The organism is Myceligenerans salitolerans (assembly GCF_017349295.1).
Classification (GTDB): Bacteria; Actinomycetota; Actinomycetes; order Actinomycetales; family Cellulomonadaceae; genus Myceligenerans; species Myceligenerans salitolerans.
Window position 1 is genome coordinate 22,460 of the sequence record NZ_JAFMPK010000032.1, and the last position, 22,992, is coordinate 45,451.

Genomic DNA, 22,992 nt, shown 5'->3' on the forward strand with positions numbered 1-22,992 from the left:
GCCGGTCGTGACCGTCCTGGCGCTGCGGGCGCTGGGGCTGGGTGACGCGCTGACGGGCGTGGCGGCACTGCGCGGGGTGCGGCGGGCGTGGCCCGGGCACCGGCTGGTGCTCGCCGCGCCCCAGCCGGTCGGCCAGTGGCTGACCGACCTCGGCGTGGTGGACGCGGTGCTCCCCACGCCCGGGCTGACACGGCTGCCCTGGCCGTGGAGCGGGCCGGGCGGCGCCCAGGACGCACCCGGATGCCTCGCCGTGAACCTGCACGGCAGCGGGCCGCAGAGCCACCGCGTGCTGCAGGCGACGCGGCCGGACGCCCTGATCGCCTTCGCCAGCCCGGCCGCAGGGCATCCTGGCCCGGCATGGGACGAGCACGAGCACGAGGTACTGCGCTGGTGCCGCCTGGTGAGCGGTGTGGGCGGCCGCTGCGGTCCGGAGGATCTCCGCCTCGGCGCGGCCGACGCGCCGGACGCGCACGACGGCCCGGACGCCGGACGCACCCGGGTGGTCGTCCACCCGGGTGCGTCCGCCGGGGCCCGGCGCTGGCCCGCCCCCCGCTGGGCGCAGGTCGTCAGGGCGCTGGTGGCGCAGGACTGCGACGTCACGCTGACGGGCTCCCGCGCGGAGCAGCGGCTCTGCCGGCGTGTGCGCGCGGCAGGGCCCGCCGACGGGGTGCGGGACGACTCGGGGCGGCTCGACCTGCCCGCGCTGGCGGGGCTCGTGTCACGCGCGCACCTGGTGGTCAGCTCCGACACCGGGGTCGCCCACCTCGCGACGGCCTACGGCACGCCGTCGGTCACGTTGTTCGGGCCCACCCCGCCCGATCTCTGGGGCCCGGCGATCGACCGGTCGCGGCACCTCGTGGTCTGGCACGGCGAGCCGGGGGCGCCACCCCGGGACGCGAACGCCGAGCGTCTCGACCCCGCGCTCGCCCAGGTGACGGCCGAGGAGGTGCTGGCCGCGTGCGAGGCGGCGCTCAGGCGGCCTCCTGCCCCCGCCGCCGGAACCACCCCACCGTCCGGGACAGCCCGTCCGGCCACGTGACGCCCGGCTCCCAGCCCAGCTCCGTCCGGGCCAGGGTGATGTCGGGGCACCGCATCCCCGGGTCGTCGACCGGCCGCTCGATGTGGTCGATCCGTGAGCGAGACCCCGTCGCGTCGATCACGTCCTCGGCGATCCGGCGGACCGTGAGCTCGTGCGGGTTACCCAGGTTCATCGGGCCGGGGTGGCCGCTGCGGGCAAAGGCCAGCAGGCCCGCCACCATGTCGTCGACGTAGCAGAGCGAACGGGTCTGCGACCCGTCCCCCGCCACGGTGAGCGGCTCGCCGGCGAGCGCCTGGCGGATGAACGTGGGCACGACGCGGCCGTCGTGCTCCCGCATCCGGGGCCCGTAGGTGTTGAAGATGCGCACGATGCCGGTGTCCGTGCCGAGGGTGCGGCGGTAGCCCGACACGAGCGCCTCGGCGAACCGCTTGGACTCGTCGTAGACGCTGCGCGGCCCGACGCTGCTCACGTTGCCCCAGTACTCCTCGCGCTGCGGATGCACCTGCGGGTCGCCGTAGACCTCGGACGTGGAGGCGAGCACGAGACGCGCGCCGTGCTCCTGGGCCAGGTCGAGCGCGGCGCGGGTGCCGCGCGACCCCACGTCGAGCGTCTCCAGCGGGTGTTCCAGGTAGTCGACGGGCGAGGCCGGGGAGGCCAGGTGCATGACGAGGTCGACGCCGGGTCGCAGGGCGGCGCGCACGGCGGGCGACGTGAAGCCGTCCTCCGCGATGTCGGACCGGACGAACCGCAGGGCGCCGCGTCCGCGCAGGGCACCGAGGTTCTCGATGGCTCCGGTCAGGAGGTTGTCCACGCACACGACCTCGGCACCCGAGTCGACGAGCGCCTCGCAGAGCCTGCTCCCGACAAATCCTGCCCCACCCGTGACGACGGCCCGTGTCACGGACACCCGCGGGAAGTACGTCTGGCTGCTCATCGGTCGTCCTTTCGCCGGCGGCTCCGGCAGCCTGTTCTCGACCACTTCCCCTACGGTGCACCGCTCCACGCCCACTCGCAGAAGCTGGACGGCAGGCGCGCCGGAACGAGGTCCCTGCGACCGGGCGGCGCCCCGGTTAGCCTGAGGAAAGGTCGAGCAGAGGCCGGCACGTCGATCGAGAACGCCCGACGACGGAGGACGGCATGAGCCAGGACCAGCACTTCCCCGCCCAGCGGCAGAGCCCGCCGGGCGCCACCGACGCGATGACGCCCGAGCCGGACTGCGGCGAGGCCGACTACGTCGGCACGGAACAGCTCACCGGCCGCCGGGCCCTGGTGACGGGCGGCGACTCCGGCATCGGGCGGGCCGTCGCCATCGCGTTCGCCCGCGAGGGCTGCGACGTCGCCCTGTCCTACCTGCCCGAGGAGGAGCAGGACGCGCGCACGACGGCCCGGTGGGTGCACGAGGCGGGACGCCGGTGCGCGCTGCTGCCGGGAGACCTGCGCGACGAGGCGACCGCCCGCGGCGTCGTGCACCGCGCGGCCGGCGAACTGGGCGGCCTCGACGTGCTGGTGAACAACGCCGGCCACCAGATGGCCCGCCGTGGCTCGGTGGAGGACATGACCACCGAGGAGCTGGACCGGGTGCTCAAGACCAACCTGTACGCGCTGTTCTGGGTCACCCAGTCGGCGCTGAAGTACCTGGAGCGCGGCGGGGCGATCATCAACACCTCCTCGATCCAGGCGTACCGGCCGTCCGGCACCCTCCTCGACTACGCCGCCACCAAGGCGGCGATCAACAACGTCACCGTGAACCTCGCCGCGGAGCTCGGGCCACGCGGCATCCGGGTGAACGCCGTCGTGCCCGGGCCGGTCTGGACGCCCCTGCAACCCGCGACCCAGCCGGCCGAGAAGATCCCGGCGTTCGGTGCCGACACGCCGCTGGGCCGCGCCGCTCAGCCTGCCGAGGTCGCACCCGCCTTCGTGTTCCTCGCCTCGCCCCGCACGGCGTCCTACGTGTCCGGCACGGTGCTCGGCGTGACCGGCGGACATCCCGTCTTCTGACCCCGGAGCGGGGCCGCACCGTCCGCCGCCCGGACGGCCCTCCCGCGTGCGAGTGACCCAGCCGGTGGCGACAGTGGATCCACCGGCGCGACAACACCGAGGAGCCCGACATGTCCTCCCTTCCGGTACGAGAAACCAGCTCCGGCCCGACGAACGGGGCCTTGCCGCGCGGCTCCGCCCCGCAGGGGGCCGCCGCCCGGCTCCCGGTCCCGCGGCCCCGCGGACCGTTGAGCGCACTGCTGCTGACCACCCTGACGGCAGGCCCGCCGGCCGGGTCCGCGGACCCCTGGGCGTCACCGCTGCTGCGGGCCGCCGAGGAAGCGGCCGACGCCGCCGCCGACCCCTTGCGGGACGACGACACGCAGCTGGCGCTCGCGGTCCTGTACGAACTGCACCACCGCGGCGTCGAGGGCGTCGACGACGCCTGGGAGTGGGAGCCGGGACTGCTGTCCGCACGGCGTGTCCTGGAGGTGCCGTTCGAGGCGGCCCTGCGCCGGCGGGCAGGGCAGCCGGTCGCCACGGAGTCCGACGCGGCCGGCTTCGCCCGCCGCCTGTTCGAGTTCGTGGCCGACGACGGCGGCCCGGCGCTGGCCCGCTACCTGGCCCGGCGCGCCGACCGGGAGCAGGCGCGCGAGTGGCTGGCGCTGCGGTCGCTGTACCAGCTGCGGGAGGCGGACCCGCACTCGTGGGCCCTGCCCCGCCTGGCCGGCGCGCCGAAGTCGGCACTCGTGGAGATCCAGGCCGACGAGTACGGCGGCGGACGGGCGGGCCGCACGCACGCGGAACTGTTCGCGCGGACGCTGCGCGGCGCGGGGCTCGACGACCGGTACGGCCGGTACGTCGACGTCGCGCCCGTACCCGTCCTGGCCGCGCTGAACACGATGTCGCTCCTGGGGCTGCACCGCAGGCTCCGGGGAGCGATCGTCGGCCATCTGGCGGCGTACGAGATGACCTCCCCGATCCCCAGCCGCCTCTACGGCGACGGCTTCCGCCGGCTCGGGTACGACGCGGACACGACGCTCTACTTCGACGAGCACGTGGAGGCCGACGCCGTGCACGAGCAGATCGCGGCCCGTGACCTCGCGGGACGGCTCGTCGAGCAGGAGCCCGGGCTGCGCGACGACGTCCTGTTCGGGGCCGCCGTGTGCCTGGCCGTGGAGGGGGACGCCGCCGCCCACACGCTCACGCGCTGGAAGGAGGGCCGCTCGGCCCTGCGGGCGCCGCTCGACGATCCGGAGGAGACATGAGGGCCCACGACGAGATGCCCCGGCACGACGACGAGGTGACCCTGGCGGCCTGCCCCGACGGCCCGCTGCTGCTTCGCGGCCCGGTACGGATCGTCGACGACCGTGGCCAGGACGTGCCACGGCACCGCGCGACGGTGGCACTGTGCCGCTGCGGCGGCACGGCCATCCCGCCGTGGTGCGACGGGACGCACAAGGTGAACGGCTACCGCAGCGAGACGTGACACCGGCGCGGTTGCGGCGCCCGGCGGCGCTGCGGGACCGGGCGTTCACCACGGCGCGAGCAGCGCCCGCAGCGCCATCACGTCGGCCGGGACCGGGCGGCGCCGTCGCAGGGCGGCCGGCGCCTCCCGGAGCCCGTGCAGCACGCCGGCCCGGTGGCTGGGGCTCATGGCCGCCACCCGGCGGATCTCCCCCACCGCGTCGCGCCACGGCAGGCGCATCAGCGCGCTGAGCGTCGCGGCGCGCGCGATCCCGCGCCGTCGCCGGTCGGGCGAGTGCCTGCTCGGCGACGGATGGTGGTGCACCACGACGTCGTCCAGGTAGCTCATCGCCCAGCCGGCGGCGGCGAGGTCGAGCGCGAGACGCTCCTCCTCGCCCGGGAACCGCACCACCGGGTCGAACCCGCCCACGGCGAGGAAGGCGCTCCGGCGCACCATCGCGGCGCACGCCACGAAGCCCAGGAGCGGCTCCCCGGGCAGCCGCGGGTCGCGCGGCAGGGGCGAGCGGGCCATCGCGGCGCTGATCGGGTCGGTGCGTTCCTCGGGCCCGACGAGGATCCGGGCGCACACCAGCCCGAGGCGCGGGTGCGCCGCCAGGGTGCGGGCCGCCTCGCGCAGAGCCCCCGAGGCCCACCACGAGTCGTCGTCGGCGAACGCGACGAACGGCGTGGTCGCCGCCTCCACGCCGACGGTCCGGGCCATGGCGCCGAGGTTGCGCGGCAGCCGGATCACGGCCGCGTCGGGCCGGGCCGCGGCCACCGCGTCGGGACTGGCGTCGGTCGATGCGTTGTCCACCAGGATGACCGGGGCTCGGTGCCGCGGCAGCGAGGCGAGGAGGTCGTCCTGGCGGTTCCTCGTCGCGACCACGACGGTCACGCGGTCGTCCTCGGGCTCCATGACGGTCCTCCTCGCTCTCGCGTGCGGTTCAGCTGTCGACCGGCACCTCCGGGTCCTTCAGGAACGCGTCGATCGCCTCGCGGGTCGGGAACACCGTGACGTCGGGCCCGGCGATCAGCTCCACCAGCCTGTCCGCGAGGTCTCGCACGGCGATGTTCGTCCGGTTCGACGCCTCTCGCAACAGCTCGAACGCCTCCAGCTCCTCCACGCCGTAGACCGCCATCAGCATGCCCTTGGCCTGCTCGATCACGGCGCGGTGCTCCGCCGACGCCTTGATGGACGCCGTGGCGTCCCGCTGCGCCGCCGCGCGGTGGGAGTCGGTGACGTCGATGAAGTACCCGATGAGTTCCGTGACCCGGCCGGTGGCAGGGTCACGCCGGCCCTGTCCCGTGACGGCCAGGGTGCGCGTCGAACCATGGGCGTCACGGATGCGGTGCACGGAGCTGAACGTCTGCCCCGTCTCCGCGGCCCGGCGCAGCACGCCGTCGACCCGCCCGCGGTCGTCGGGGTGCTTGTGGGAAAGCATGAGCGGTGTCGTCGGCACGATCTCGCCCGGCTCGAAGCCGTGCATCAGATAGACCTCGTCCGACCACGCCCACTCCCCCGTGGCGAGATCGAGACGGTAGCGTCCGACCGGGGGGCGAGTCCCCCCGTCGAGCGCCTGTTCGACCTTCCCCTCGAGTGGAGAACCGCCCGAAGGCTGTACAGAGGTCACGATTCCTCCTGGGATGAATTTCGTGAATGGCCTACATGACCGGACAGAAGGGTACGACACCCGCGACACAACGAGCGTATCCGATCCAGCGCGGCTTGACTCCCGGGTGAAGGAACATAGGGCGACGAGTATATGGTGCGCCGATCGTGAGCCCTCGGTGCCGAGGCGGCACACCACATCGCCCGCGCTGCTGCTGCGGCGGCTGCGGCGGCGGCTGCGGTCTCGCCCTGCGCGGTTCGCGCGATGCCCGGCAGCGCGACCCCGTGACGTCGCCCGGAGCGGCCCGGCGGGGCCGCTCCGGGCGACGGCTCACCGCTCCCCGGCCCGCTGTTCCCGCAGCAGGCCCCGGGCCTGGTCGCCGTCGCTCTCCTGGTCCAGGGCGTCGGCGGTCCGCGCGACCTTCTCCTCCGGCTGACGTGGCGGCAGGAGCGGGACGTCGGGGTCGACGAGCGCCTCGACCAGCACCGGCCGGTCGGCGCTCAGCGCCATGGACCAGACCTCACCGACCTGCTCGGGCCGCTCGACGCGCAGGCCCCGCAGGCCCAGCAGCTCCGCGTAGGCGGCGTACGGGAACGACGGCACGGCCTGGGAGGCCGGGAACCGGGGCTCGCCCTCCATCTCGCGCTGCTCCCAGCTGACCTCGGCCAGGTCGCCGTTGTTCAGGACGACGACGACGAACCGCGGGTCGGGCCAGTCCTGCCACCGGTCGGCCACGGTGATGAGCTCCGACAGCCCGTTCATCTGCATCGCCCCGTCACCCGCGAGGGCGACCACGGGGCGGTCGGGGTGCAGCAGCTTGGCCGCGATCCCGTACGGCATGGCGGAACCCATGGAGGCGAACGTGCTCGACAGGTGCGCCGGTACGCCGTCGGGCAGCCGCAGGAAGCGCGCGTACCAGTACGTGACGGATCCGACGTCCACGGCCACCTGCGCGTCCGCCGGCAGATGGCCGGACAGCTCGCCGACGAGGAACTGCGGGTTGAGCCTGTCGGGTTCCTCCGCGAGGCGCCTCCGCGCGACGTCGTGCCAGTCGGCGACGGCGCGTTCCACGTCCGGCCGCCATCCCGGTTCGTCCGGCAGCAGGGGCAGGAGGGCGTCCAGCGTGGCGGCGGCGTCGCCGACGAGCGCCACGTCGACGGGGAACTTGGTGCCGATGTTGCGGGCCGTGACGTCGATCTGCACGGCCCGGGCCTGGTCCGGCCGCGGGTAGAACTCCGTCCACGGATCGTTGCTCCCCACGATCAGCAGCGTGTCGCAGCCGTTCATCAGGTCGGCCGAAGCCGTGGTGCCCAGATGTCCCATGACCCCGCAGTGGTACGGCAGGGACTCGTCGAGCAGGGGCTTGCCCAGCAGGGAGGTGGTCAGCCCGGCGCCGAGCCGCTCGACGACGTCGCGCAGCTGCCGTTCGGCGCCCGCCGCACCCTGGCCCGCCAGCACCGCGACCCGCCGCCCGTCGGCGAGCAGGTCGGCGGCCGCCCGCAGCTGGTCCGAGCCCGGCAGGGCACGGCCGCGCGCGTAGGCCGTGGACGTCGGCACGATGCCGTGCCCGTGGTCCTCCTGCGCGGCCGACTCGGCCGTCTGGACGTCGTGCGGGATGATCACGCAGGTGGGGCTGGACGTGGCCAGGGCCGTGCGGAACGCGTTGTCCAGCACGTGCGGCAGCTGCTGCGGCGACGACACCGTCTGCAGGTACTGCGCACAGACGTCCTTGAACAGGGTGTGCAGGTCGACCTCCTGCTGGTATCCCGACCCCAGCGCCGTGCTCGTCACCTGCCCCACGATCGCCACGACCGGCCGGCGGTCCAGCTTCGCGTCGTACAGGCCGGCGAGCAGGTGGACGGCGCCGGGGCCCTGCGTCGCCAGGCACACGCCGACGCCTCCCCCGTACTTCGCGTGGCCGCCGGCCATGAAGGCGGCCATCTCCTCGTGACGGGCCGTGACCAGCTCGATCCGGTCCTCCTGCCGGTGCAGGGCCCCCAGGATCGGGTCGACGCCGTCGCCCGGGTAGCCGAAGACCCGTCGCACGTCCCAGTCGACCAGCCGGTCGACGATGTGATCGGCCGCGATGGTGGAGCTCATGCGCTCTCCTCGTTGTCTCCCGTCCGCGGACGGCGGGCCCACGTCCCGGCGTGGGCTCCACCGGGAAGCGCCCTGCCGCCAGTATGGGCAGGGTGCCGGGCACTCGCCACGCGCGGGCGCTCCCGCCCCACGGCGGCTACCCTGCGCCGATACCGAAGCGCAGGGCGAGGTGGTCCATCGTGCACGGCAGCGGGTCGTGCCGCAGGAACCGCCCGCGTTCGACGCGCGGGTCGTGGCCCGACAGCCGGCTCAACGCGTGGGAGGCGACCAGCAGGACGAGGTTCCGGGCGGGGCAGGCGGCCGGTCCGCCGCTGAACGGCACCATGCGGGCGTCCGCGTCGTGCCGCCCGTCGATCCAGGCGTCGGGCACGAACCGGTCGGCGTGTGCGAGCCGCCCCGGGTCCCGGTGGAAGAACGCGCTGACGATCACGAACCCCGTCCCCGCCGGCAGCATGCGCCGGCCCCAGACGATGGGGCGCGTCGCGTCGCGCAGCACCGCGAGCGTCGTCGGCCACAGGCGCAGCGACTCCAGCACGCACGCGCGCGCGTAGGGCAGCGGCGCCGGGCCCGGCCCGGCCTGCGCCGCCTCGGCGCGCAACCGGTCACGGACCTCGGGCCGCGCCGAGGCGACCGCGAGCGCCCGCAGGGTCGCGGCCGCGGCGGCGTCGAACGCGAACAGCCAGTGCGGCACCTGGCTGACGGCGACGGCGAGGCCGGCGGGCCGCAGGCGGGCCGCCAATGATCCCGGCGCGGGCGTGTCCAGGTGTGCCGCGATGCGGCGCTCCAGCTCGCGACGCAGCCACGGCCGGCGGGGCCGGAACCACGACCAGTTCCCGTCCCGGCGCAGCCGGTCGAGAAGATCGATGATCCGCCGGTCCGTGCGCGCCGCGGGGCCCAGCACGATCTCCAGGACGAGCTCCCACCAGGCGTCGGTGAAGCCCGCGGCGTCGAACTGCCCGGCCGGACGGGCCCGGTCGACCAGACCGTCCATGGCCGCGGCGGTCGCCCGGACGAACCCCTGCCCGTCGTCGTGCACGGGACGGCCGGCCTGGAGCGCCGCCTCGTTCACGGGCCGCAGCACCGCGCGGGCGGCAGCCGAGGAGATGAGGACGCCGTCGGGCTGGAAGTGCGCGAGCGCGCCGCGCTTCTCGAAGGAGGCCGGCGTGAAGGGGGCGGGCGTGCCCTCCAGAAGGCGCCGCACGTCACGGGGCTGCGTCACCACGACGAGACGGCGCCGGCCCACCGGCAGGACGAGCGGGGCGTCCCCGTACCGGTCGCGCAGGCCGGCCAGGACGGCACGGGCCCGGCGGTCCGTCTGGTGCCGCTCGGCCCAGGCCGTGGCGCGGGGGCGGCGGATGATCGCTCCCTGCGCGACGAGCGGCAGCAGCACGGAGGCCGCCACGCGCAGACGTTCGGCAGGCTTCAGGTCGACCGGGGTGCTGGGCATGGCCGGTCAGACGGTGGGCGCGGGGACGGGATGTGCCGCCAGCGCCGAGGCGACGGCGTGGAGGTTGTGCGCCATCAGCCGGCCGGTCCCGTGCGACCACTCGTGCCCGTGCTCGGTCTGCGGGTACTCCGCGCCCGGCCCCGGTCCCTGGTTCCAGTACGTCCAGGCCTGGCCGGGGATGGTGTAGCCGATGTCGGCGAGAGCCCCGTTGATCTCGGAGATGACGTGGTGCGCGCCGTCCTCGTTGCCGGTCACCACCACCCCCGCCACCCGGTTGTAGGCCACGGGCGTGCCGTCGGAGCGCTTCTCGGTGAGCATCGCGTCCATCCGTTCGAGCATGCGCTGGGCGATGGACGACGGCCGCCCCAGCCACGTCGGGCTGACCACGACCAGGATCTGCGCGTCCAGGAGCCGCTCGTGCACCCCGGGCCACTCGTCGTCACCGCCCAGGTCGGTCACGACCCCCGGCGGCACGTTCAGGTCGGCGAGGCGGACGTGCTCGACGGCCACCCCGCGATCCTCCAGATCGGCGGCGACGACCCGGGCCAGCGCCTCGGTGTTGGACGGTTCGGGGGACGGCTTGAGCGTGCAGCTGAGGAACAGCGCCTTCATGGAACACCTCGTCGGGACGGTGTGGCGACAGCCGCTTCTCGACCACTGCCACCATAACGCGGGGGTCGCGCGTCAACGAGTCCGGCAGCGCCCGGGCGCCGTCACGTGCCATCCGCGCCCGGGCGGAAGACGCGCCGGTAGACCGCGCCCGCCTCCTCCACCACGGCCGGGCGGATCGCCGCGACGGGTACGACGTCGACGAGCAGCGGCTCGCAGTCCGGGCCGCGCCCGGCCACCCGCCCGGACAGCAGCCACGGCAGACGGCCGTCCACCATGAGGTGCGCGTACTGGCACAGCTGCCGCGCCGCCCAGTGCTCCACGGGCCGGGTCCACCACGGCTCGGGCGTCATCGGGTTGACGCTCAGGCCCGGCAGCACGCAGCCGCTCTCGTGGTCCCGGCTCACGATCGTGCGGTCCGCCTCCGGGCCGGCGCTGAACCGCACGTACACCGCGGGCAGCGCCTCGACCAGTTCGGCGAGCTCGCCGAGGGAGCCGAGAAGCGGCGCTCCCGGCGGCATGAGCAACCTTCGCGGTTCGCCGTTCACGCCGTCCACGCTAGCCCGCCTCGCCGCACGCTTGCGAGTGCGGGCCACGTTGTTAGCGTCGAGATGCTCCCACGCCCTGCGCCCCGACCCACCGCGAGGTGATCCCGTGACCGCCCCCGAGACGAGGCCCGACGAGACCGGGGACGACCCGGCCACCCAACCCCGGGCGGCGGTGACCCGGCGGTCGGTGCTCCGGTCGCTCTCGCTGATCAGCGGCGCCGGGCTGGTCGGCGGGACGGCGCTCGCGGGCTGCACGCCGGACTCGCCCGGTGGCGTCGCGACGCGCGGCCGTCCCGGCGACGACGACGTCCACCAGCCCGAACGCCCGCCGCTGCCGCCGGAGGAGGCACCGGACGAGTTCCGGTTCCTCACCGACGAGGAGGCGCGCCTGCTCGAGGCGGTCCTGGCCCGGCTCGCGCCCGGCGACGACGGCGACCCGGGCGCCGTGCAGATGGGGGTGGCGAGATACATCGACGGCAAGCTCGCCGACGCCACGTACGCCGAGCCCACCTACACCCACGGCCCCTTCGCGAGCGCCTACGAGGAGTCCCCGGACGAGGTGGAGCGCGACCAGGTCCCGGTCGCCGCGGACCAGCTCTACCGGTACGGCTACCAGGACAGCCGGCCGCCGCAGGACGTGTACCGGCTCGGCCTGGCCGCACTGGACCGGTACGCGCAGACACGGTTCGGGCGCCTCTTCGCCGATCTGGCCCCGGAGCGCCGGGACGGGATCCTCGTGGTCCTGGAGGACCACGGGCGGCGCGGCGAGGGGGACACGGTCCCGACGAGCGACACCGTGCTGGACCAGGCCGGTGAGGTGTTCGGCGCGGTGGACCCGGGCGGCTTCTTCGCCATGGTGCGCGAGGACATGATCGAGGGGATGTTCGCGGACCCGGTCTACGGCGGGAACCGGAACCTGGCCGGCTGGCAGCTGATCGGCTGGCCCGGCGCGCAGCGCTCGTACTCGCCGCAGGAGATGCTGCACGGCACGGACAAGCAGCCGCGCCCGATGCACGAGCTGCCCGTGATGAACCCCGACCGTCCCGGCGGCGGCAGGCAGGCCCTCGAGCGGCCCCGCACCGGCTCCGGGGAGGGCTGAGGATGCGGCGTCACGACCCCGTGGACATCGTGACGATCGGTGGGGGCATGTCCGCCTCGATCCTCGCCTCGCAGATCCTGCCGCCCACGTCGCTGCGGATGGTGTCGCTCGAGCAGGGGCCCGCCCAGTGGACCTACCCGGACTTCGCGCACAACCACGACTCGCTGCGCTTCCGCAACCGCTACGCGATGATGCAGGACCTCTCGCAGACCACGTGGACGTGGCGGCCCGACGCGCGCTCACCGGCACTCCCCTACCGGCAGTTCGGCAGCTTCCACCCGGGCGAGGGCCTGGGCGGCTCGATGGTGCACTGGACGGCCGTGATGTGGCGGTTCCTGCCGGACGACTTCCGCTACCGCAGTCTCAACGAGGAGAGGTACGGCGCCGACCGCATCCCGGACGAGATGACCACTCAGGACTGGCCGATCGGCTACGAGGAGCTGGAGCCCTACTACGACCAGCTGGAGTACGACATGGGCGTCTCCGGCCGGGCCGGCAACCTGGGCGGGCAGATCCTGGCCGGGGGCAACCCGTTCGAGGGCCACCGCCGCCGCCCCTACCCGAACCCGCCGCTCGCGCGCAGCAAGTTCGGCCGGCTGTTCGCCGGTGCCTGCGAGGGACTGGACCTGCACCCCTTCCCGACGCCGGCGGGCATCCTGTCGCAGGGGTACACCGATCCGTACGGCAACACCCGTGCGGGCTGCCTGTACTGCGGCTTCTGCACCCGGTACGGCTGCGAGGTGGGAGCCAAGACGAGCCCTCTGACGACGTGGCTGCCCCCGGCGCTCGACACCGGACGGTACGACGTGCGCACGGGCTGCCGGGTGCTGCGCATCGAGACGGCCGACGACGGGAGGGCCACCGGCGTGCGGTACGTGGACTCCGCCGGCGAGGAACACGTGCAGCCCGCCGAGGTGGTGGTCTGTTCGGCGTTCACCCTGGAGAACGTCCGGATGCTGCTCCTGTCCCGCGGTGACGCGCACCCGGACGGCATCGGGAACGACCGGGGGCAGGTGGGACGCAACTACACGTACCAGATCATCCAGTCGCCGGCGAAGGGCCTGTGGGAGGACGAGACGTTCAACTTCTACATGGGCAACGGCTGCACGAACGCGCAGATCTACGACTACAACGCCGACAACTTCGACCACTCGGACCTCGACTTCCTGGGCGGTGCGGCCATCTCGGGCCAGGCCGGGCAGCGCGAGCCGATCAGCTCGTCGATGTCGCTCCTGAGCGGGTTCACCGACCGGCAGTGGGGCGCGGAGTGGAAGTCGATGCTGGGCCGTTCCTGGGACCGGGTGGGCTCGGTGAACATCCAGGGGGACAGCCCGGCCTACGCCGGAAACTTCCTGGACCTCGACCCCACGTACAAGGACGCGTGGGGGGTTCCGATGCTGCGCATCACCTTCGACTGGCGGGAGAACGAGCGGAACATGTACCGCTTCCTCGCCGCCCGGTGCGAGGAGGTGCTGCGGGCGATGAACCCCGACCGGGTGACCGTGAGCCCCGAGCTGGGCTCCTACCGGATCGACCAGTACCAGAGCACCCACCCCACGGGCGGGGCGATCATGGGCCGGGACCCCGGCGAGAGCGTGACCAACAGCTACGGGCAGGTGTGGGACACGCCCAACGTGTTCGTCACCGGGGCGGCCCTCTACCCGCAGAACCCCGGCGCGAACCCGAGCGGCACGGTGGGGGCGCTGGCCCTGCGCACCGCCGAGGCGATCCGCGACCGCTACTTCTCCGCACCCGGGGAGCTGCTGTGACCCGCCCCGCCGCCCCCGCGACGCCGTCCGCCCGGACGCGAGGCCGCACGGCGAGCCGGCCTCGCACGGCGGCCGGCACGCTCGTCCGGGCGGCGGCGTCGCTCGTCGTCGCCGCGGCGGTCCTGACCGGATGCGCCGACGCCGGCGGGCCGCCACCCGTGGAGCTGCGGCTCCGCGCCTCGGGGTTCGACCCGGTGCGCCTCGAGACCGCCGCGGGCGCGGAGGTGCGCTTCGTCAACGACTCCGGCCGCCCGCAGCGGATCGTGTCCGCCGTGCTCGGCGACGGTGACGGCGTCGCCGTCCCGGCGGGAGCGGAACCCGTCGACTCGGGCCGTCTCGTGGCGGGGGCCGCCCACGCGAGACGGCTCGACGTGCCGGGCGAGTACGTGGTCGAGGCGGTCCCGGCCGACGGCGGCACGCGCGCGGTCGCCACGATCCTGGTGGAGGAGGCCTCATGATCGACGCCCGGATCCGGTCCATGTTCCCGCCCGCCGGCGACGTCGCCGACCGCGTCGACAGTCACTGGCAGCTGCTCCTGGTCGTCGGCTCGGTGGTGTGGCTGGTCGTCGTGACGGCGATGCTCGTCGCGGTGCTGCGCCGCCGCCGGGCGGAACGGGAGGAGCGGGACGACGACGTCCCCGGCGACGAGCCGGGAAGGGGCCATCTCGTGGTCGCGTTCCTCGGCGGCGTGGCGCCGGCGCTGATCATCCTCGGCATCATGGCCGACTCGGTGCTGACGCTGCGCGACACCGGTGCCGCCACCGACGCGTCGCGGGCACCGGTCGTCGTCGAGGTCGACGGCCGCCAGTTCTGGTGGGAGGTGCGCTACCCGGACCACGACGTCGAGACGGCCAACGAGATCCACATCCCCACCGGCCAGGACGTGCGCATCGAACTGACCAGCGACGACGTGATCCACAGTTTCTGGGTGCCGCAGCTCGCCGGCAAGGTGGACCTCGTCCCGGGCCGGACGAACGTCCTGACGCTCCACGCGGACGAACCCGGCACGTACTGGGGGCGGTGCGCCGAGTACTGCGGCCTGCAGCACGCCTGGATGCGGTTCGTCGTGGTGGCCCACGACGCGCCCGAGTACGCCGGCTGGCTGGAGGCGCAGGCGCGGCCGGCGCGGTCCCCCGACCGCGTCGACGACGGCGACGACCAGCCGGGCGGCGACGAGACCGGCGGCGACGACGGGCCGGGCGCCGGCCCGGACACGGAGGTGGCGGCGGGCCGCGAGATCTTCATGTCGTCGTCCTGCGTGTACTGCCACACGATCGCCGGTACGGAGGCGCGAGGCACCCTCGGACCGGACCTGACGCACCTGGCGAGCCGGCAGGCGATCGGCGCCGGCGTCCTGCCCAACGACCGGGAGAGCCTCGCCCGCTGGATCACCGAGCCGCAGGACGTGAAGCCCGGTAACGCCATGCCCGGCACCGAGCTGGACGACGACGAGCTCGACGCCCTGATCACCTACCTGGAGAGCCTGGAGTAGCACGTGACGACGACCGACCAGGAGACCCGCCCCACCGCCGAGGACAGGTCCCGCTTCGAGGAGGTCTGGGCCAGGCCGCGCGGCTGGCGGCGGGCGCTGACCTCCGTGCAGCACAAGTCGGTCGGCACGCGCTACATGGTGACGGCGGCCGTCTTCTTCTTCGTCGGTGGTATCCAGGCGCTGTTCATGCGGGTGCAGCTGGCCCAGCCCGAGCAGCAGGTGCTGTCCGCGCAGACGTACAACGAGCTGTTCACCATGCACGGCACGACGATGATGTTCCTCTTCGCCGTGCCGTTCCTGGAAGGGCTGGCCGCGTACCTGCTGCCGCTGATGCTCGGCGCCCGCGACATGCCGTTCGCCCGCTACAACACGTTCAACTACTGGTGCTACCTGTTCGCCGGCATCATCCTGTACAGCAGCTTCCTCGTCGGGATGGTGCCCGACGCCGGCTGGTTCGCCTACGTGCCGCTGTCCGGCCCCGAGTTCGCCGACAAGGCCATGGACATCTGGCTGTTCGGCCTGGCGCTGGCCGAGCTCGCCGCGATCGGCGCGGCGATCGAGATGATCGTGGTCGTCCTCGGCATGCGCGCGCCCGGCATGTCGCTGGACCGGATGCCGATCTTCGCGTGGACCATGCTGTGCGTCGCGGCGATGATCATCCTGGCCTTCGTGCCCCTGCTGGTCGGTTCCATGCTGCTGGAGCTGGACCGCAACGCCGGCACCGCGTTCTTCGACGTCGAACGCGGTGGCGACCCGCTGCTGTGGCAGCACCTGTTCTGGATCTTCGGGCACCCGGAGGTCTACGTGATGTTCCTGCCGGGCGCCGCCATCATCAGCCAGGTGGTGCCGGTGCACTCCCGGCACCGGCTGGTGGGCTACCCGTTCGTGGTCGCCGCCGTGGTGGTGACCGCGATCATGAGCCTGGGCCTGTGGGTGCACCACATGTACACGACCGGGCTGCCACCGGTGACGCTGTCGTTCTTCACCGCCGCGAGCATGTCGATCAGCGTGGCCTCCGGCGTGCAGGTGGTCGCGTGGATCACCACCCTGTGGTCGGGCCGGCCGCGGCTGACCGTGCCGATGCTGTTCTCCCTCGGCTTCCTGTTCACGTTCGTGGCGGGCGGGATCACCGGGGTCATGGTCGCCTCCGCCCCGTTCGACGCCCAGGCGCACGACTCCTACTTCGTCGTGGCCCACTTCCACTACGTGCTGATCGGCGGCATGCTGTTCCCCGTCATGGCGGGACTGTTCCACTGGTGGCCCAAGTTCACGGGCCGCATCCCGTCGGCCCGGCTCGGCACGGTGAGCTTCTGGCTCACGTTCGCCGGCTTCCACCTCACGTTCTTCCCGATGCACCTGACCGGGCTGTGGGGCATGCCGCGCCGGGTGTTCACCTACGACGCCACGCTCGGCGTCGGCCTGCTGAACCTGTTGTCCACCGTCGGCGCGTTCGTGCTCGCCGCCGGCTTCGTGCTGGCCGCCACGACCCTGCTGGTCGCCCTGCGCCGCGGAGAGCGGTCGGGACCCAACCCGTGGGGGGCCGACTCCCTCGAGTGGGCCGCCGACTCGCCGCCGTCGTCCCCGAACTTCGGCCGGATACCGGTGGTCGGCAGCCGGGCGCCGCTGTGGAACCCGCCGCCGCAGGACCCGGAGCTCGACGGGATGGCCGCCGCGTTCGACCACGCCCCGCAGAACGTGCGCGCCACACCCTTCACCACCGTCCTGGCGGCCCGCCCGGGCACCGCGGCCGTCCAGGCCCGCCCGAGCCTCTGGCCCCTCGTCACCGCCGGTGGGCTCGCCCTGGTCGCCGTCGGCCTGCTCGTCGGAAGCGTCTGGGTCGTGGCCGCGAGCGTGCTGGTCATCGTTGCGGGATTCGTGGCGTGGGAACTGCAGAACGAACGGGAACTGGGCGCGGGGGAAGCCAGGGAACCCGTGGGCGGCCGGTACCCCGTCGAGGCGCCCGGCCCCCGCTCCCCCGGCTGGTGGGGCGCGACCGCCGCCGCGGTCGTGCTCGTCGTCGCCGTCGCGACCGTCGCCTTCAGCCTGCTGTTCCTGGAGGTGAACGCGCCCGTCTGGCCCGCGGGAGAGACCCTCGGGCGGCCATGGCTGTCGGCGGGAACGGGCGTCGCTCTCGCCCTGGCCGTCGCCGCGGCGTGGTGGGGGTCGCGCCACGGTCCCCTGGACCACGCCGCCGCGTCCGAGGCACGCGGCGTCCACCTCGCCGCCACCGCGACGGCCGGCCTGGCCGGAACGGCCGCCCTGGCGCTCACGGTGGCCCAGTGGGTCACGTCGGACCTCGACCCGACGGCGCACGCCTACGACTCCGGCGTCCTGACACTCCTCGGGACACAGGCCCTGGCGATCGTGCTCGGCCTCGGCATCACCGGCTGCGCCGTGGTGGCGCGCCTGACGCACGCCCGCGACGTCCGCCCCCGGATCATGCTGCAGAACAGCGCGATGCTCTGGACCGGCGTGCTCGTCGTGTGGGCGATCGCGTGGGCGGCCACCGACCTCGTCCCCGTGGCGGTGGTCTGACGTGACCGCCGTCCCCGCCGCCCGCCCGCGCACCGTCCGCGCGGCCGTCACCGCCGTGCTCGTCCCGCCCGCCGCATGGCTGGCCGCCCTCGGCCTGTCCTACGTCGTCCAGGACTTCGCCTGCTCCGCGTACACGAGCGCCGGCCGGGTACCGCCCGCTACCGCCATCGGCGCCGTCGTCGTCGGGCTCGACGTCGTCCTGCTGGCGCTGACCCTGGCCGCCGGTGTCGTGGCCTGGCAGGCGTACCGGCACGCCAGTACCGAGCACTCGCCGCTGCCCGGCTTCCTCGGCGTTCTCGGCATGATCCTCTCCCTCGCGTTCGCGGGCGGGATCGTCATGATCGCCGTCAACCCGCTCGTCCTGGAGGTGTGCGCATGAGAACACGTCCCGACCGGCCCGCCGCGCCCGGCCCGCGCCCCCGCCAGGCGCTCACCGCCGCGGCCGGTGTCACCACCGCCGTCGCCCTCGTCCTCGCCCTCGTGGTCGCACCGCCCGACGCCGTCCAGGGCGAGGCCCAGCGCTGGATGTACCTGCACGTCCCAGCGGCGTGGTCGGCCTACCTGTGCTTCGCCGTCGTCCTGGTCGCGTGCCTGCCGGTCGTCCGGCACGACGCCGCACGGCCACGCGCCGTCGCCCGCGCCGCCGCCGAGACGGGCGTGGCACTCACCGCCCTCACCCTGCTGACCGGCAGCATCTGGGGCGCGCAGACCTGGGGCACCTGGTGGGTGTGGGACGCCCGCGTGACCACCACGGTCGCCATGGGACTCGTCCACGTCGCCTTCCTCGCCACGCTCGCCCTGGCCACGACCCGCCGCGCCCGGCGCGCCGCCGGCCTCGTCGGCGTACTCGGCTTCCTCATGGTGCCGGTGGTGCACCTGTCGGTGGTGTGGTGGCGCACCCTCCATCAGCCGCCCACCCTGCTCGCACCCGGCGCGGGCGCGCCGATCGCCCCGGTCATGGCCTGGACGCTCGGCGTGTGCGTCCTGGCGTGCACCCTGCTGACCGCGGCGGCCCTCCTCACCCGGGTACGGTCGGGCGCCCCGCACGACGCCGTCGTGCCCGCGCGCCCCGCAGCCACCGCACCCGCCCCGCGCCCGCAGGCGACACCATGAGGCTCGCGGTCCCGCGCGGACGCCCGCGCGCCTGGCTGGTTCTCGCCGTCGCCTGCCTGGGCCTGGCCCTCCTGCTGACGTCCGCGATGCGCGACGGGCTCACCTACTGGGGCACGCCCAGCGAGGTCGCGGCCGCCGGCCCGCCGCACGACGACGTCCGGCTCGGCGGCCTGGTGGTGCCCGGCACCCTCACCGAGGAAGCCGCCGGCTCCTCGTTCGTGCTGACCGACGGCGCCACCGACGTGACCGTGCACTACGCCGGCGCGCTCCCGGCCACCGTCCGCGAGGGCGAGGGCGCCGTCGTCGAGGGCCGGCTCGACGGACACGTGCTGCACGCGCGTGCCGTGCTGCTCCGCCACTCGAACGAGTACCGGCCACCGGAGGAGACACCATGACCGGCGCCATGCTCGCCGGCACCGCACTGCTCGTCCTCACGCTCACCGCGGCGCTCGCCGGAGCCGCCGGGTGCGGCATCACGGCACGGGCCCCGGCCGCCCGCACCGGCCACGTCCTCGGGCACGCCGCCCGGCTCGGCCCGCGGGCACTCGTCCTGAGCGCCGTCGCCGCCGCGGCCGCCACCGCACACCTCGAGGCCGCCCTGCTGCGCGGGAGCGACGCGCTGCCGTACGTGAGCCGCGTGACCGCCCCCGACATGCCGGCCTACTACCGCGCCACCGCGATGTGGTCCGCACTGGAGGGCTCGCTGCTCCTGTGGCTCCTCGCGCTCGCCGCCGTGGCGGCGCTCGCGACCGCCACCACCCGCCGCCTGGAGCCGCGGCACCGCGCGGCCGTCCTGACGGTCCTCGGCGCCGTCGTCTCGGTGTTCGGTGTGATCTCCCTGCTGGCGTCCCCCTTCACGACCGCGGCCGGCGCCGGTGGCGCGCCGAGCCCGCTCCTGCGCGACCACGCCGCGATGGGCGTCCACCCTCCCCTGCTGTACGCCGGGTTCGCGGCCCTCGCGGTGCCGTACGCGCTGTCCGTCGCGGCGTCCGCCGGACGCCGGCTGCCGCGCGGCTGGGCCGCCACCACCCGCGCCTGGAACCTCGGGGCGTGGATCCTGCTGACCGCCGGCGTCGCCCTCGGCGCGTGGTGGTCCTACGCCGTGCTCGGCTGGGGCGGGTACTGGGCGTGGGACCCCGTCGAGAACGCGTCGCTGCTGCCGTGGCTCGCGTCGACCGCGCTCCTGCACACCGTCGGCCCCCGCACCCGCGGCGGGCACTGGGGCACCTGGGCGGTCGTCCTGGCCGGGCTCGGGTTCGTCCTCGTGGTCCTGGCACAGCTCGTCACCCGGTCCGGCATCGTGGAGTCCGTCCACGCCTTCACCACCTCGGCGCTCGGGCCCGCCCTGGCCGTCACGCTCGGCGTGGTGACCGTGCCGTGGGCGGCCCTGCTCGTGCGCGGCCGCTCCCCCACCGGCCTCCCGGGCAGCGGCCCGGCCCGCCACGGCCTGCGCGGCGCCGCGCTCGACGCACAGCGCACGATCCTCACCGTCGTGCTCGTCGTGGTCGCCGTCGGCACCCTGCTGCCCACCGCGCTCCTCCTGGCCACCGGCGAACGGTTCTCCGTGGGCCCGCCCTGGTACCAGCGCACCCTCGCGCCCTTCGCCCTGCTGCTCCTCGTGCTGCTCGCCGCCGCCCCCTGGCTCGCAGGCCGCCCACGACCACCGCGCCCGCTCGTGCCCGCCGCCGCCGGCGCCACCGCGTGCTGCGCCGTGGGCGTCGTCGTACGCGACCCCGTGCTCGCCGCCGTCGCCGGCCTCGCCGCGTTCACCGTCGTCGCCGGCGCACCACCCCTGCGCCACGGCCGGGCACGGGTTCCCGACCGGCGGACCGCCGGCTCCTGGCTCGCGCACACCGGGGTCGCGCTCGGCGCGGTCGCCGTCGTCGCCGGCAGCCACGGATCCGTCCAGGAGGGCGTCCTGGCCCCGGGCGAGACCCTCACCGCGGGGGACACCACCGCCACCCTCATCCACCTCGACCGGCGCGACGACGCCGGCCGCGACGTGGCCGAGGCAGAACTCCTCCTCGGCCGCGACGGCCGCCCCCTCGGCACCGCCCGCCCCGAACTTCGCTGGTACCCCGACCACGCCACCATGCTCGCCGGACCGGACATCCACGGCGGCGCCGTCGACGACGTCTACGTCACCCTCCTCGACGCCGACCCCGCCTCCGGCGCCGCCACCGTCCGGCTCGCCGTCACCCCACTGGTCGGCTGGCTGTGGGCGGCGGCGGCGCTCGCCGTCGCGGGCGGGCTCGTGGCCGGCGCGCCCGGGCGGCGGCGGACGACGCCACGCGTCCGCCTGCACCGGATACCGAGCACGCCGGCATCCGCCCGCCTGCTCACCCTCCTGATCGTCCCCGGTCTGGTCACCGGGCTCGTCGGCTGCGCCCCTGCCGAGGACGAGCCGTCCCCGGCGCCACCCCTCGCGGGTGAAGGGCTCGACGGCGGCCGGTACGACGTCGCGGACCTGCGCGGGTCCGTCGTGCTCGTCGCCGCCTGGGCGTCGTGGTGCGCCCCCTGCCGCGACGAGCTGCCGCTGCTCGAGGACGCGGCACAACGGCACGAGGACGACGGCCTCGAGGTGCTCGGCATCAACGTGCGCGACCTGCCCGGCCCCGCCCGGCGGTTCGCCGCCGAGCACGACGTCTCCTTCCCGAGCGTCGTGGACCGGCGCGGCACGCTGTCGGTCGCCTGGGGCCTGCGCGGCCTCCCCGCCACCTACCTCGTCGACCGGGACGGCAACCTCGTCGCCCGGCATCCCGGGCCCGTGACCGAGGAGTGGATCGACACCGTCGTCGTGCCGGAGGTGCGCCGATGACGACGCCCCGACGCCCCCGCCCCGCGGTCCTGCTCGGCCAGCTCGCGGCCATGATCGCCGTCGCCGGCCTGATCGTCGCCCTCGTCGGCGCGGAGCCTGCCACCCAGGCCCAGCAGGTCCGCGAGGTGGCGAGCACCCTGCGCTGCCCCACCTGCGTCGGCGAGCACGTCGCCGACTCCACGTCCCCCGTGGCGCAGTCCATGCGGCTGGTCGTGGCCGAACAGCTCCAGGCCGGGCGCTCACCCGACCAGGTACGGGCCTGGTTCGCCGACGCCTACGGCGACGACGTCCTCCTCGAACCCCCACGCCGCGGACTCGGCTGGACCCTCTGGGCCGTGCCCCTCGTCGTGGTCGCCGCCGCGGCCACGGCCTTCGCCCGGCGACACCGCGGCCCGGCCCGGCGCCTCCGCCGCACCCTCGGCGCCGCGGCCGCCACCGTGGGCGTCGCCGCCCTCGGCGTCTGGTGGCTCGCACCCGGCCTGCTCCCCGGACCCGGCGGCCAGGCGGGCGCCGCCAGCACCGGGGCCGACACGCCCGACGGCGCCACCGTCGTGCTCGAACGTGCCGTCGAGGACCAGCCCGGCCGCGTGGAACTGCGCACGGCGCTCGCCCACCGCCTCGACGACACCGGCCAGGAGGCCGCCGCCGTCCCGCAGTGGGCCGCCGCCGTCCGCCTCCGGCCGCTGGACGCGGACCTGCGCTACCGCTACGCCTTCGCGCTCACGCGCACCGGCTCCACCCCGCAGGCCGTCCCGATCCTGGAGGAGACACTCACCATCGACGCACGGCACGCCCCCTCGCTCCTGCTGCTCGGTTCCGTGATCGAGAAGTCCGACCCCGACCGCTCGGCGGCCCTCCTGGAGCGCTACCGCGCCCTGCGCGCGGACGCCGGGGAGGACGACCGATGAGGACACCACGGCACGCCCGGCGACATCCCGCCCGGGCTCACCCCGCCCGGCCGCGCAGGCCCGGGAGCCTCCCGGCCGCCCTCCTGGCCGGCGCCCTCCTGACCGGTGGCCTCCTGACCGGATGCACCGCGGCAGCCGACCCGCCTCCACCGGCGCCGTCCGGCGGCCCCACCAGCACGCTGCGTGTCGGCCTGACCGAGTGGACCATCGAGACGGGCGACGCCGTGCCCGCGTCCGGACGGCTCACCGTCCTGGTCACCAACGTGGGCGCGACCGGCCACGACCTCATCGTGCGCGGCAGCCGCGGCACCTGGGGCACCCCGGTCCTCGCCCCGGGCGAACGACACGAGCTCACCGTCACCACGGTGCCCGGGGAGACGCTCGAGCTCGACTGCAGCGTGTCGGGACACCACGCCGCGGGCATGAGCGCCGAACTGGACGTCGCGGAGGAACAGTGACCC

General features: G+C 74.7%; 22 protein-coding genes. 15 read left to right on the forward strand and 7 right to left on the reverse strand.

The genetic code is table 11. The features are described from left to right. Positions 1 to 7 precede the first annotated feature (7 nt). A complete protein-coding gene (locus J0911_RS08205; RefSeq protein ID WP_207274971.1) occupies positions 8 to 1,039 on the forward strand; it encodes a glycosyltransferase family 9 protein in 1,032 nt (343 codons plus the stop codon). Here J0911_RS08205 and J0911_RS08210 read toward each other — a convergent pair. Then, positions 972 to 1,973, reverse strand: coding sequence for an NAD-dependent epimerase/dehydratase family protein (locus J0911_RS08210; RefSeq protein WP_207274972.1), 1,002 nt, complete (start codon positions 1,971 to 1,973; stop codon positions 972 to 974). The two genes, J0911_RS08205 and J0911_RS08210, sit on opposite strands and share 68 nt — an antisense overlap. A gap of 203 nt (positions 1,974 to 2,176) precedes the next feature. On the opposite strand from J0911_RS08210, the gene J0911_RS08215 reads away from it, so the two are divergent. The 3 genes from J0911_RS08215 to J0911_RS08225 all read left to right on the forward strand — a co-directional run bounded on the left by J0911_RS08215 (position 2,177) and on the right by J0911_RS08225 (position 4,505). Then, positions 2,177 to 3,037 carry an SDR family oxidoreductase gene (locus tag J0911_RS08215; RefSeq protein WP_207274973.1) on the forward strand — a complete coding sequence of 287 codons (861 nt, stop codon included), beginning with the start codon at positions 2,177 to 2,179 and terminating at the stop codon, positions 3,035 to 3,037. A 110-nt stretch (positions 3,038 to 3,147) separates the two neighbouring features. Then, entirely contained in the window at positions 3,148 to 4,284 is a 1,137-nt protein-coding gene (locus J0911_RS08220; protein ID WP_207274974.1) for an iron-containing redox enzyme family protein, read from the forward strand. Next, entirely contained in the window at positions 4,281 to 4,505 is a 225-nt protein-coding gene (locus tag J0911_RS08225) for a CDGSH iron-sulfur domain-containing protein (protein WP_242636465.1), read from the forward strand. Before J0911_RS08220 ends, J0911_RS08225 begins: the two co-directional genes overlap by 4 nt. 45 nt (positions 4,506 to 4,550) lie before the next feature. On the opposite strand, the gene J0911_RS08230 is transcribed toward J0911_RS08225, so the two are convergent. The 6 genes from J0911_RS08230 to J0911_RS08255 all read right to left on the reverse strand — a co-directional run bounded on the left by J0911_RS08230 (position 4,551) and on the right by J0911_RS08255 (position 10,797). After that, entirely contained in the window at positions 4,551 to 5,399 is an 849-nt protein-coding gene (locus tag J0911_RS08230; RefSeq protein WP_207274975.1) for a glycosyltransferase family 2 protein, read from the reverse strand. Positions 5,400 to 5,427: 28 nt separating this feature from the next. Next, on the reverse strand, positions 5,428 to 6,114 hold the full coding sequence (locus J0911_RS08235; RefSeq protein ID WP_207274976.1) for a PAS and ANTAR domain-containing protein: 687 nt from the start codon (positions 6,112 to 6,114) through the stop codon (positions 5,428 to 5,430). A 309-nt stretch (positions 6,115 to 6,423) separates the two neighbouring features. Beyond that, on the reverse strand, positions 6,424 to 8,193 hold the full coding sequence (locus tag J0911_RS08240; protein ID WP_207274977.1) for a thiamine pyrophosphate-requiring protein: 1,770 nt from the start codon (positions 8,191 to 8,193) through the stop codon (positions 6,424 to 6,426). 136 nt (positions 8,194 to 8,329) lie between these two features. Continuing rightward, on the reverse strand, positions 8,330 to 9,640 hold the full coding sequence (locus J0911_RS08245) for a cytochrome P450 (protein WP_207274978.1): 1,311 nt from the start codon (positions 9,638 to 9,640) through the stop codon (positions 8,330 to 8,332). A 6-nt stretch (positions 9,641 to 9,646) separates the two neighbouring features. Next, positions 9,647 to 10,252, reverse strand: a complete 606-nt coding sequence (locus tag J0911_RS08250; protein ID WP_207274979.1) for a flavodoxin family protein — start codon at positions 10,250 to 10,252, stop codon at positions 9,647 to 9,649. A gap of 101 nt (positions 10,253 to 10,353) precedes the next feature. After that, on the reverse strand, positions 10,354 to 10,797 hold the full coding sequence (locus J0911_RS08255; protein WP_307864982.1) for a DUF6098 family protein: 444 nt from the start codon (positions 10,795 to 10,797) through the stop codon (positions 10,354 to 10,356). Between the two features lie 106 nt (positions 10,798 to 10,903). Here J0911_RS08255 and J0911_RS08260 point away from each other — a divergent pair, with 106 nt between their 5' ends. From J0911_RS08260 to J0911_RS08310, 11 genes are read left to right on the forward strand one after another with little or no spacing between them, the layout of a single operon-like run. Then, positions 10,904 to 11,896 (forward strand): gluconate 2-dehydrogenase subunit 3 family protein, encoded by a 993-nt coding sequence (locus tag J0911_RS08260; RefSeq protein WP_207274980.1) that lies wholly within the window; start codon positions 10,904 to 10,906, stop codon positions 11,894 to 11,896. A gap of 2 nt (positions 11,897 to 11,898) precedes the next feature. Continuing rightward, the gene (locus J0911_RS08265; RefSeq protein ID WP_207274981.1) at positions 11,899 to 13,665 is read left to right on the forward strand and encodes a GMC family oxidoreductase; all 1,767 of its coding nucleotides are present in this window, start codon (positions 11,899 to 11,901) and stop codon (positions 13,663 to 13,665) included. Then, positions 13,662 to 14,123: a cupredoxin domain-containing protein gene (locus J0911_RS08270; RefSeq protein ID WP_207274982.1), complete on the forward strand. Its 462-nt coding sequence runs from the start codon at positions 13,662 to 13,664 to the stop codon at positions 14,121 to 14,123. Before J0911_RS08265 ends, J0911_RS08270 begins: the two co-directional genes overlap by 4 nt. Beyond that, positions 14,120 to 15,157: a cytochrome c oxidase subunit II gene (gene coxB / locus J0911_RS08275; protein WP_207274983.1), complete on the forward strand. Its 1,038-nt coding sequence runs from the start codon at positions 14,120 to 14,122 to the stop codon at positions 15,155 to 15,157. Before J0911_RS08270 ends, coxB begins: the two co-directional genes overlap by 4 nt. A gap of 3 nt (positions 15,158 to 15,160) precedes the next feature. Beyond that, the gene (gene ctaD / locus J0911_RS08280; RefSeq protein WP_207274984.1) at positions 15,161 to 17,692 is read left to right on the forward strand and encodes a cytochrome c oxidase subunit I; all 2,532 of its coding nucleotides are present in this window, start codon (positions 15,161 to 15,163) and stop codon (positions 17,690 to 17,692) included. A 1-nt stretch (position 17,693) separates the two neighbouring features. Further along, positions 17,694 to 18,071: a hypothetical protein gene (locus J0911_RS08285; RefSeq protein WP_207274985.1), complete on the forward strand. Its 378-nt coding sequence runs from the start codon at positions 17,694 to 17,696 to the stop codon at positions 18,069 to 18,071. Continuing rightward, positions 18,068 to 18,805: a cytochrome c biogenesis protein CcsA gene (gene ccsA, locus J0911_RS08290; RefSeq protein WP_207274986.1), complete on the forward strand. Its 738-nt coding sequence runs from the start codon at positions 18,068 to 18,070 to the stop codon at positions 18,803 to 18,805. The genes J0911_RS08285 and ccsA (J0911_RS08290) overlap by 4 nt, the downstream gene beginning before the upstream one ends. Beyond that, positions 18,802 to 19,200: a cytochrome c maturation protein CcmE gene (locus tag J0911_RS08295; protein WP_207274987.1), complete on the forward strand. Its 399-nt coding sequence runs from the start codon at positions 18,802 to 18,804 to the stop codon at positions 19,198 to 19,200. The genes ccsA (J0911_RS08290) and J0911_RS08295 overlap by 4 nt, the downstream gene beginning before the upstream one ends. Next, complete coding sequence (gene ccsA, locus J0911_RS08300; RefSeq protein ID WP_207274988.1) at positions 19,197 to 21,623, forward strand: cytochrome c biogenesis protein CcsA; 2,427 nt, start codon at positions 19,197 to 19,199, stop codon at positions 21,621 to 21,623. The genes J0911_RS08295 and ccsA (J0911_RS08300) overlap by 4 nt, the downstream gene beginning before the upstream one ends. Continuing rightward, positions 21,620 to 22,531: a cytochrome c-type biogenesis protein CcmH gene (locus tag J0911_RS08305; RefSeq protein ID WP_207274989.1), complete on the forward strand. Its 912-nt coding sequence runs from the start codon at positions 21,620 to 21,622 to the stop codon at positions 22,529 to 22,531. The genes ccsA (J0911_RS08300) and J0911_RS08305 overlap by 4 nt, the downstream gene beginning before the upstream one ends. Beyond that, complete coding sequence (locus J0911_RS08310) at positions 22,528 to 22,989, forward strand: hypothetical protein (protein ID WP_207274990.1); 462 nt, start codon at positions 22,528 to 22,530, stop codon at positions 22,987 to 22,989. Before J0911_RS08305 ends, J0911_RS08310 begins: the two co-directional genes overlap by 4 nt. The last annotated feature ends 3 nt before the right edge of the window (positions 22,990 to 22,992 follow it).

Coding starts and splice junctions, on each gene's coding strand:
- J0911_RS08210 (WP_207274972.1), bottom strand. CDS start 1,973: ATGAGCAGCCAGACGTACTTCCCGCGGGTGTCCGTGACACGGGCCGTC.
- ccsA (WP_207274988.1), top strand. CDS start 19,197: ATGACCGGCGCCATGCTCGCCGGCACCGCACTGCTCGTCCTCACGCTC.
- J0911_RS08305 (WP_207274989.1), top strand. CDS start 21,620: ATGACGACGCCCCGACGCCCCCGCCCCGCGGTCCTGCTCGGCCAGCTC.
- J0911_RS08250 (WP_207274979.1), bottom strand. CDS start 10,252: ATGAAGGCGCTGTTCCTCAGCTGCACGCTCAAGCCGTCCCCCGAACCG.
- J0911_RS08245 (WP_207274978.1), bottom strand. CDS start 9,640: ATGCCCAGCACCCCGGTCGACCTGAAGCCTGCCGAACGTCTGCGCGTG.
- J0911_RS08220 (WP_207274974.1), top strand. CDS start 3,148: ATGTCCTCCCTTCCGGTACGAGAAACCAGCTCCGGCCCGACGAACGGG.
- coxB (WP_207274983.1), top strand. CDS start 14,120: ATGATCGACGCCCGGATCCGGTCCATGTTCCCGCCCGCCGGCGACGTC.
- J0911_RS08230 (WP_207274975.1), bottom strand. CDS start 5,399: ATGGAGCCCGAGGACGACCGCGTGACCGTCGTGGTCGCGACGAGGAAC.
- J0911_RS08295 (WP_207274987.1), top strand. CDS start 18,802: ATGAGGCTCGCGGTCCCGCGCGGACGCCCGCGCGCCTGGCTGGTTCTC.
- ccsA (WP_207274986.1), top strand. CDS start 18,068: ATGAGAACACGTCCCGACCGGCCCGCCGCGCCCGGCCCGCGCCCCCGC.
- J0911_RS08310 (WP_207274990.1), top strand. CDS start 22,528: ATGAGGACACCACGGCACGCCCGGCGACATCCCGCCCGGGCTCACCCC.
- J0911_RS08240 (WP_207274977.1), bottom strand. CDS start 8,193: ATGAGCTCCACCATCGCGGCCGATCACATCGTCGACCGGCTGGTCGAC.
- J0911_RS08215 (WP_207274973.1), top strand. CDS start 2,177: ATGAGCCAGGACCAGCACTTCCCCGCCCAGCGGCAGAGCCCGCCGGGC.
- J0911_RS08225 (WP_242636465.1), top strand. CDS start 4,281: ATGAGGGCCCACGACGAGATGCCCCGGCACGACGACGAGGTGACCCTG.
- J0911_RS08265 (WP_207274981.1), top strand. CDS start 11,899: ATGCGGCGTCACGACCCCGTGGACATCGTGACGATCGGTGGGGGCATG.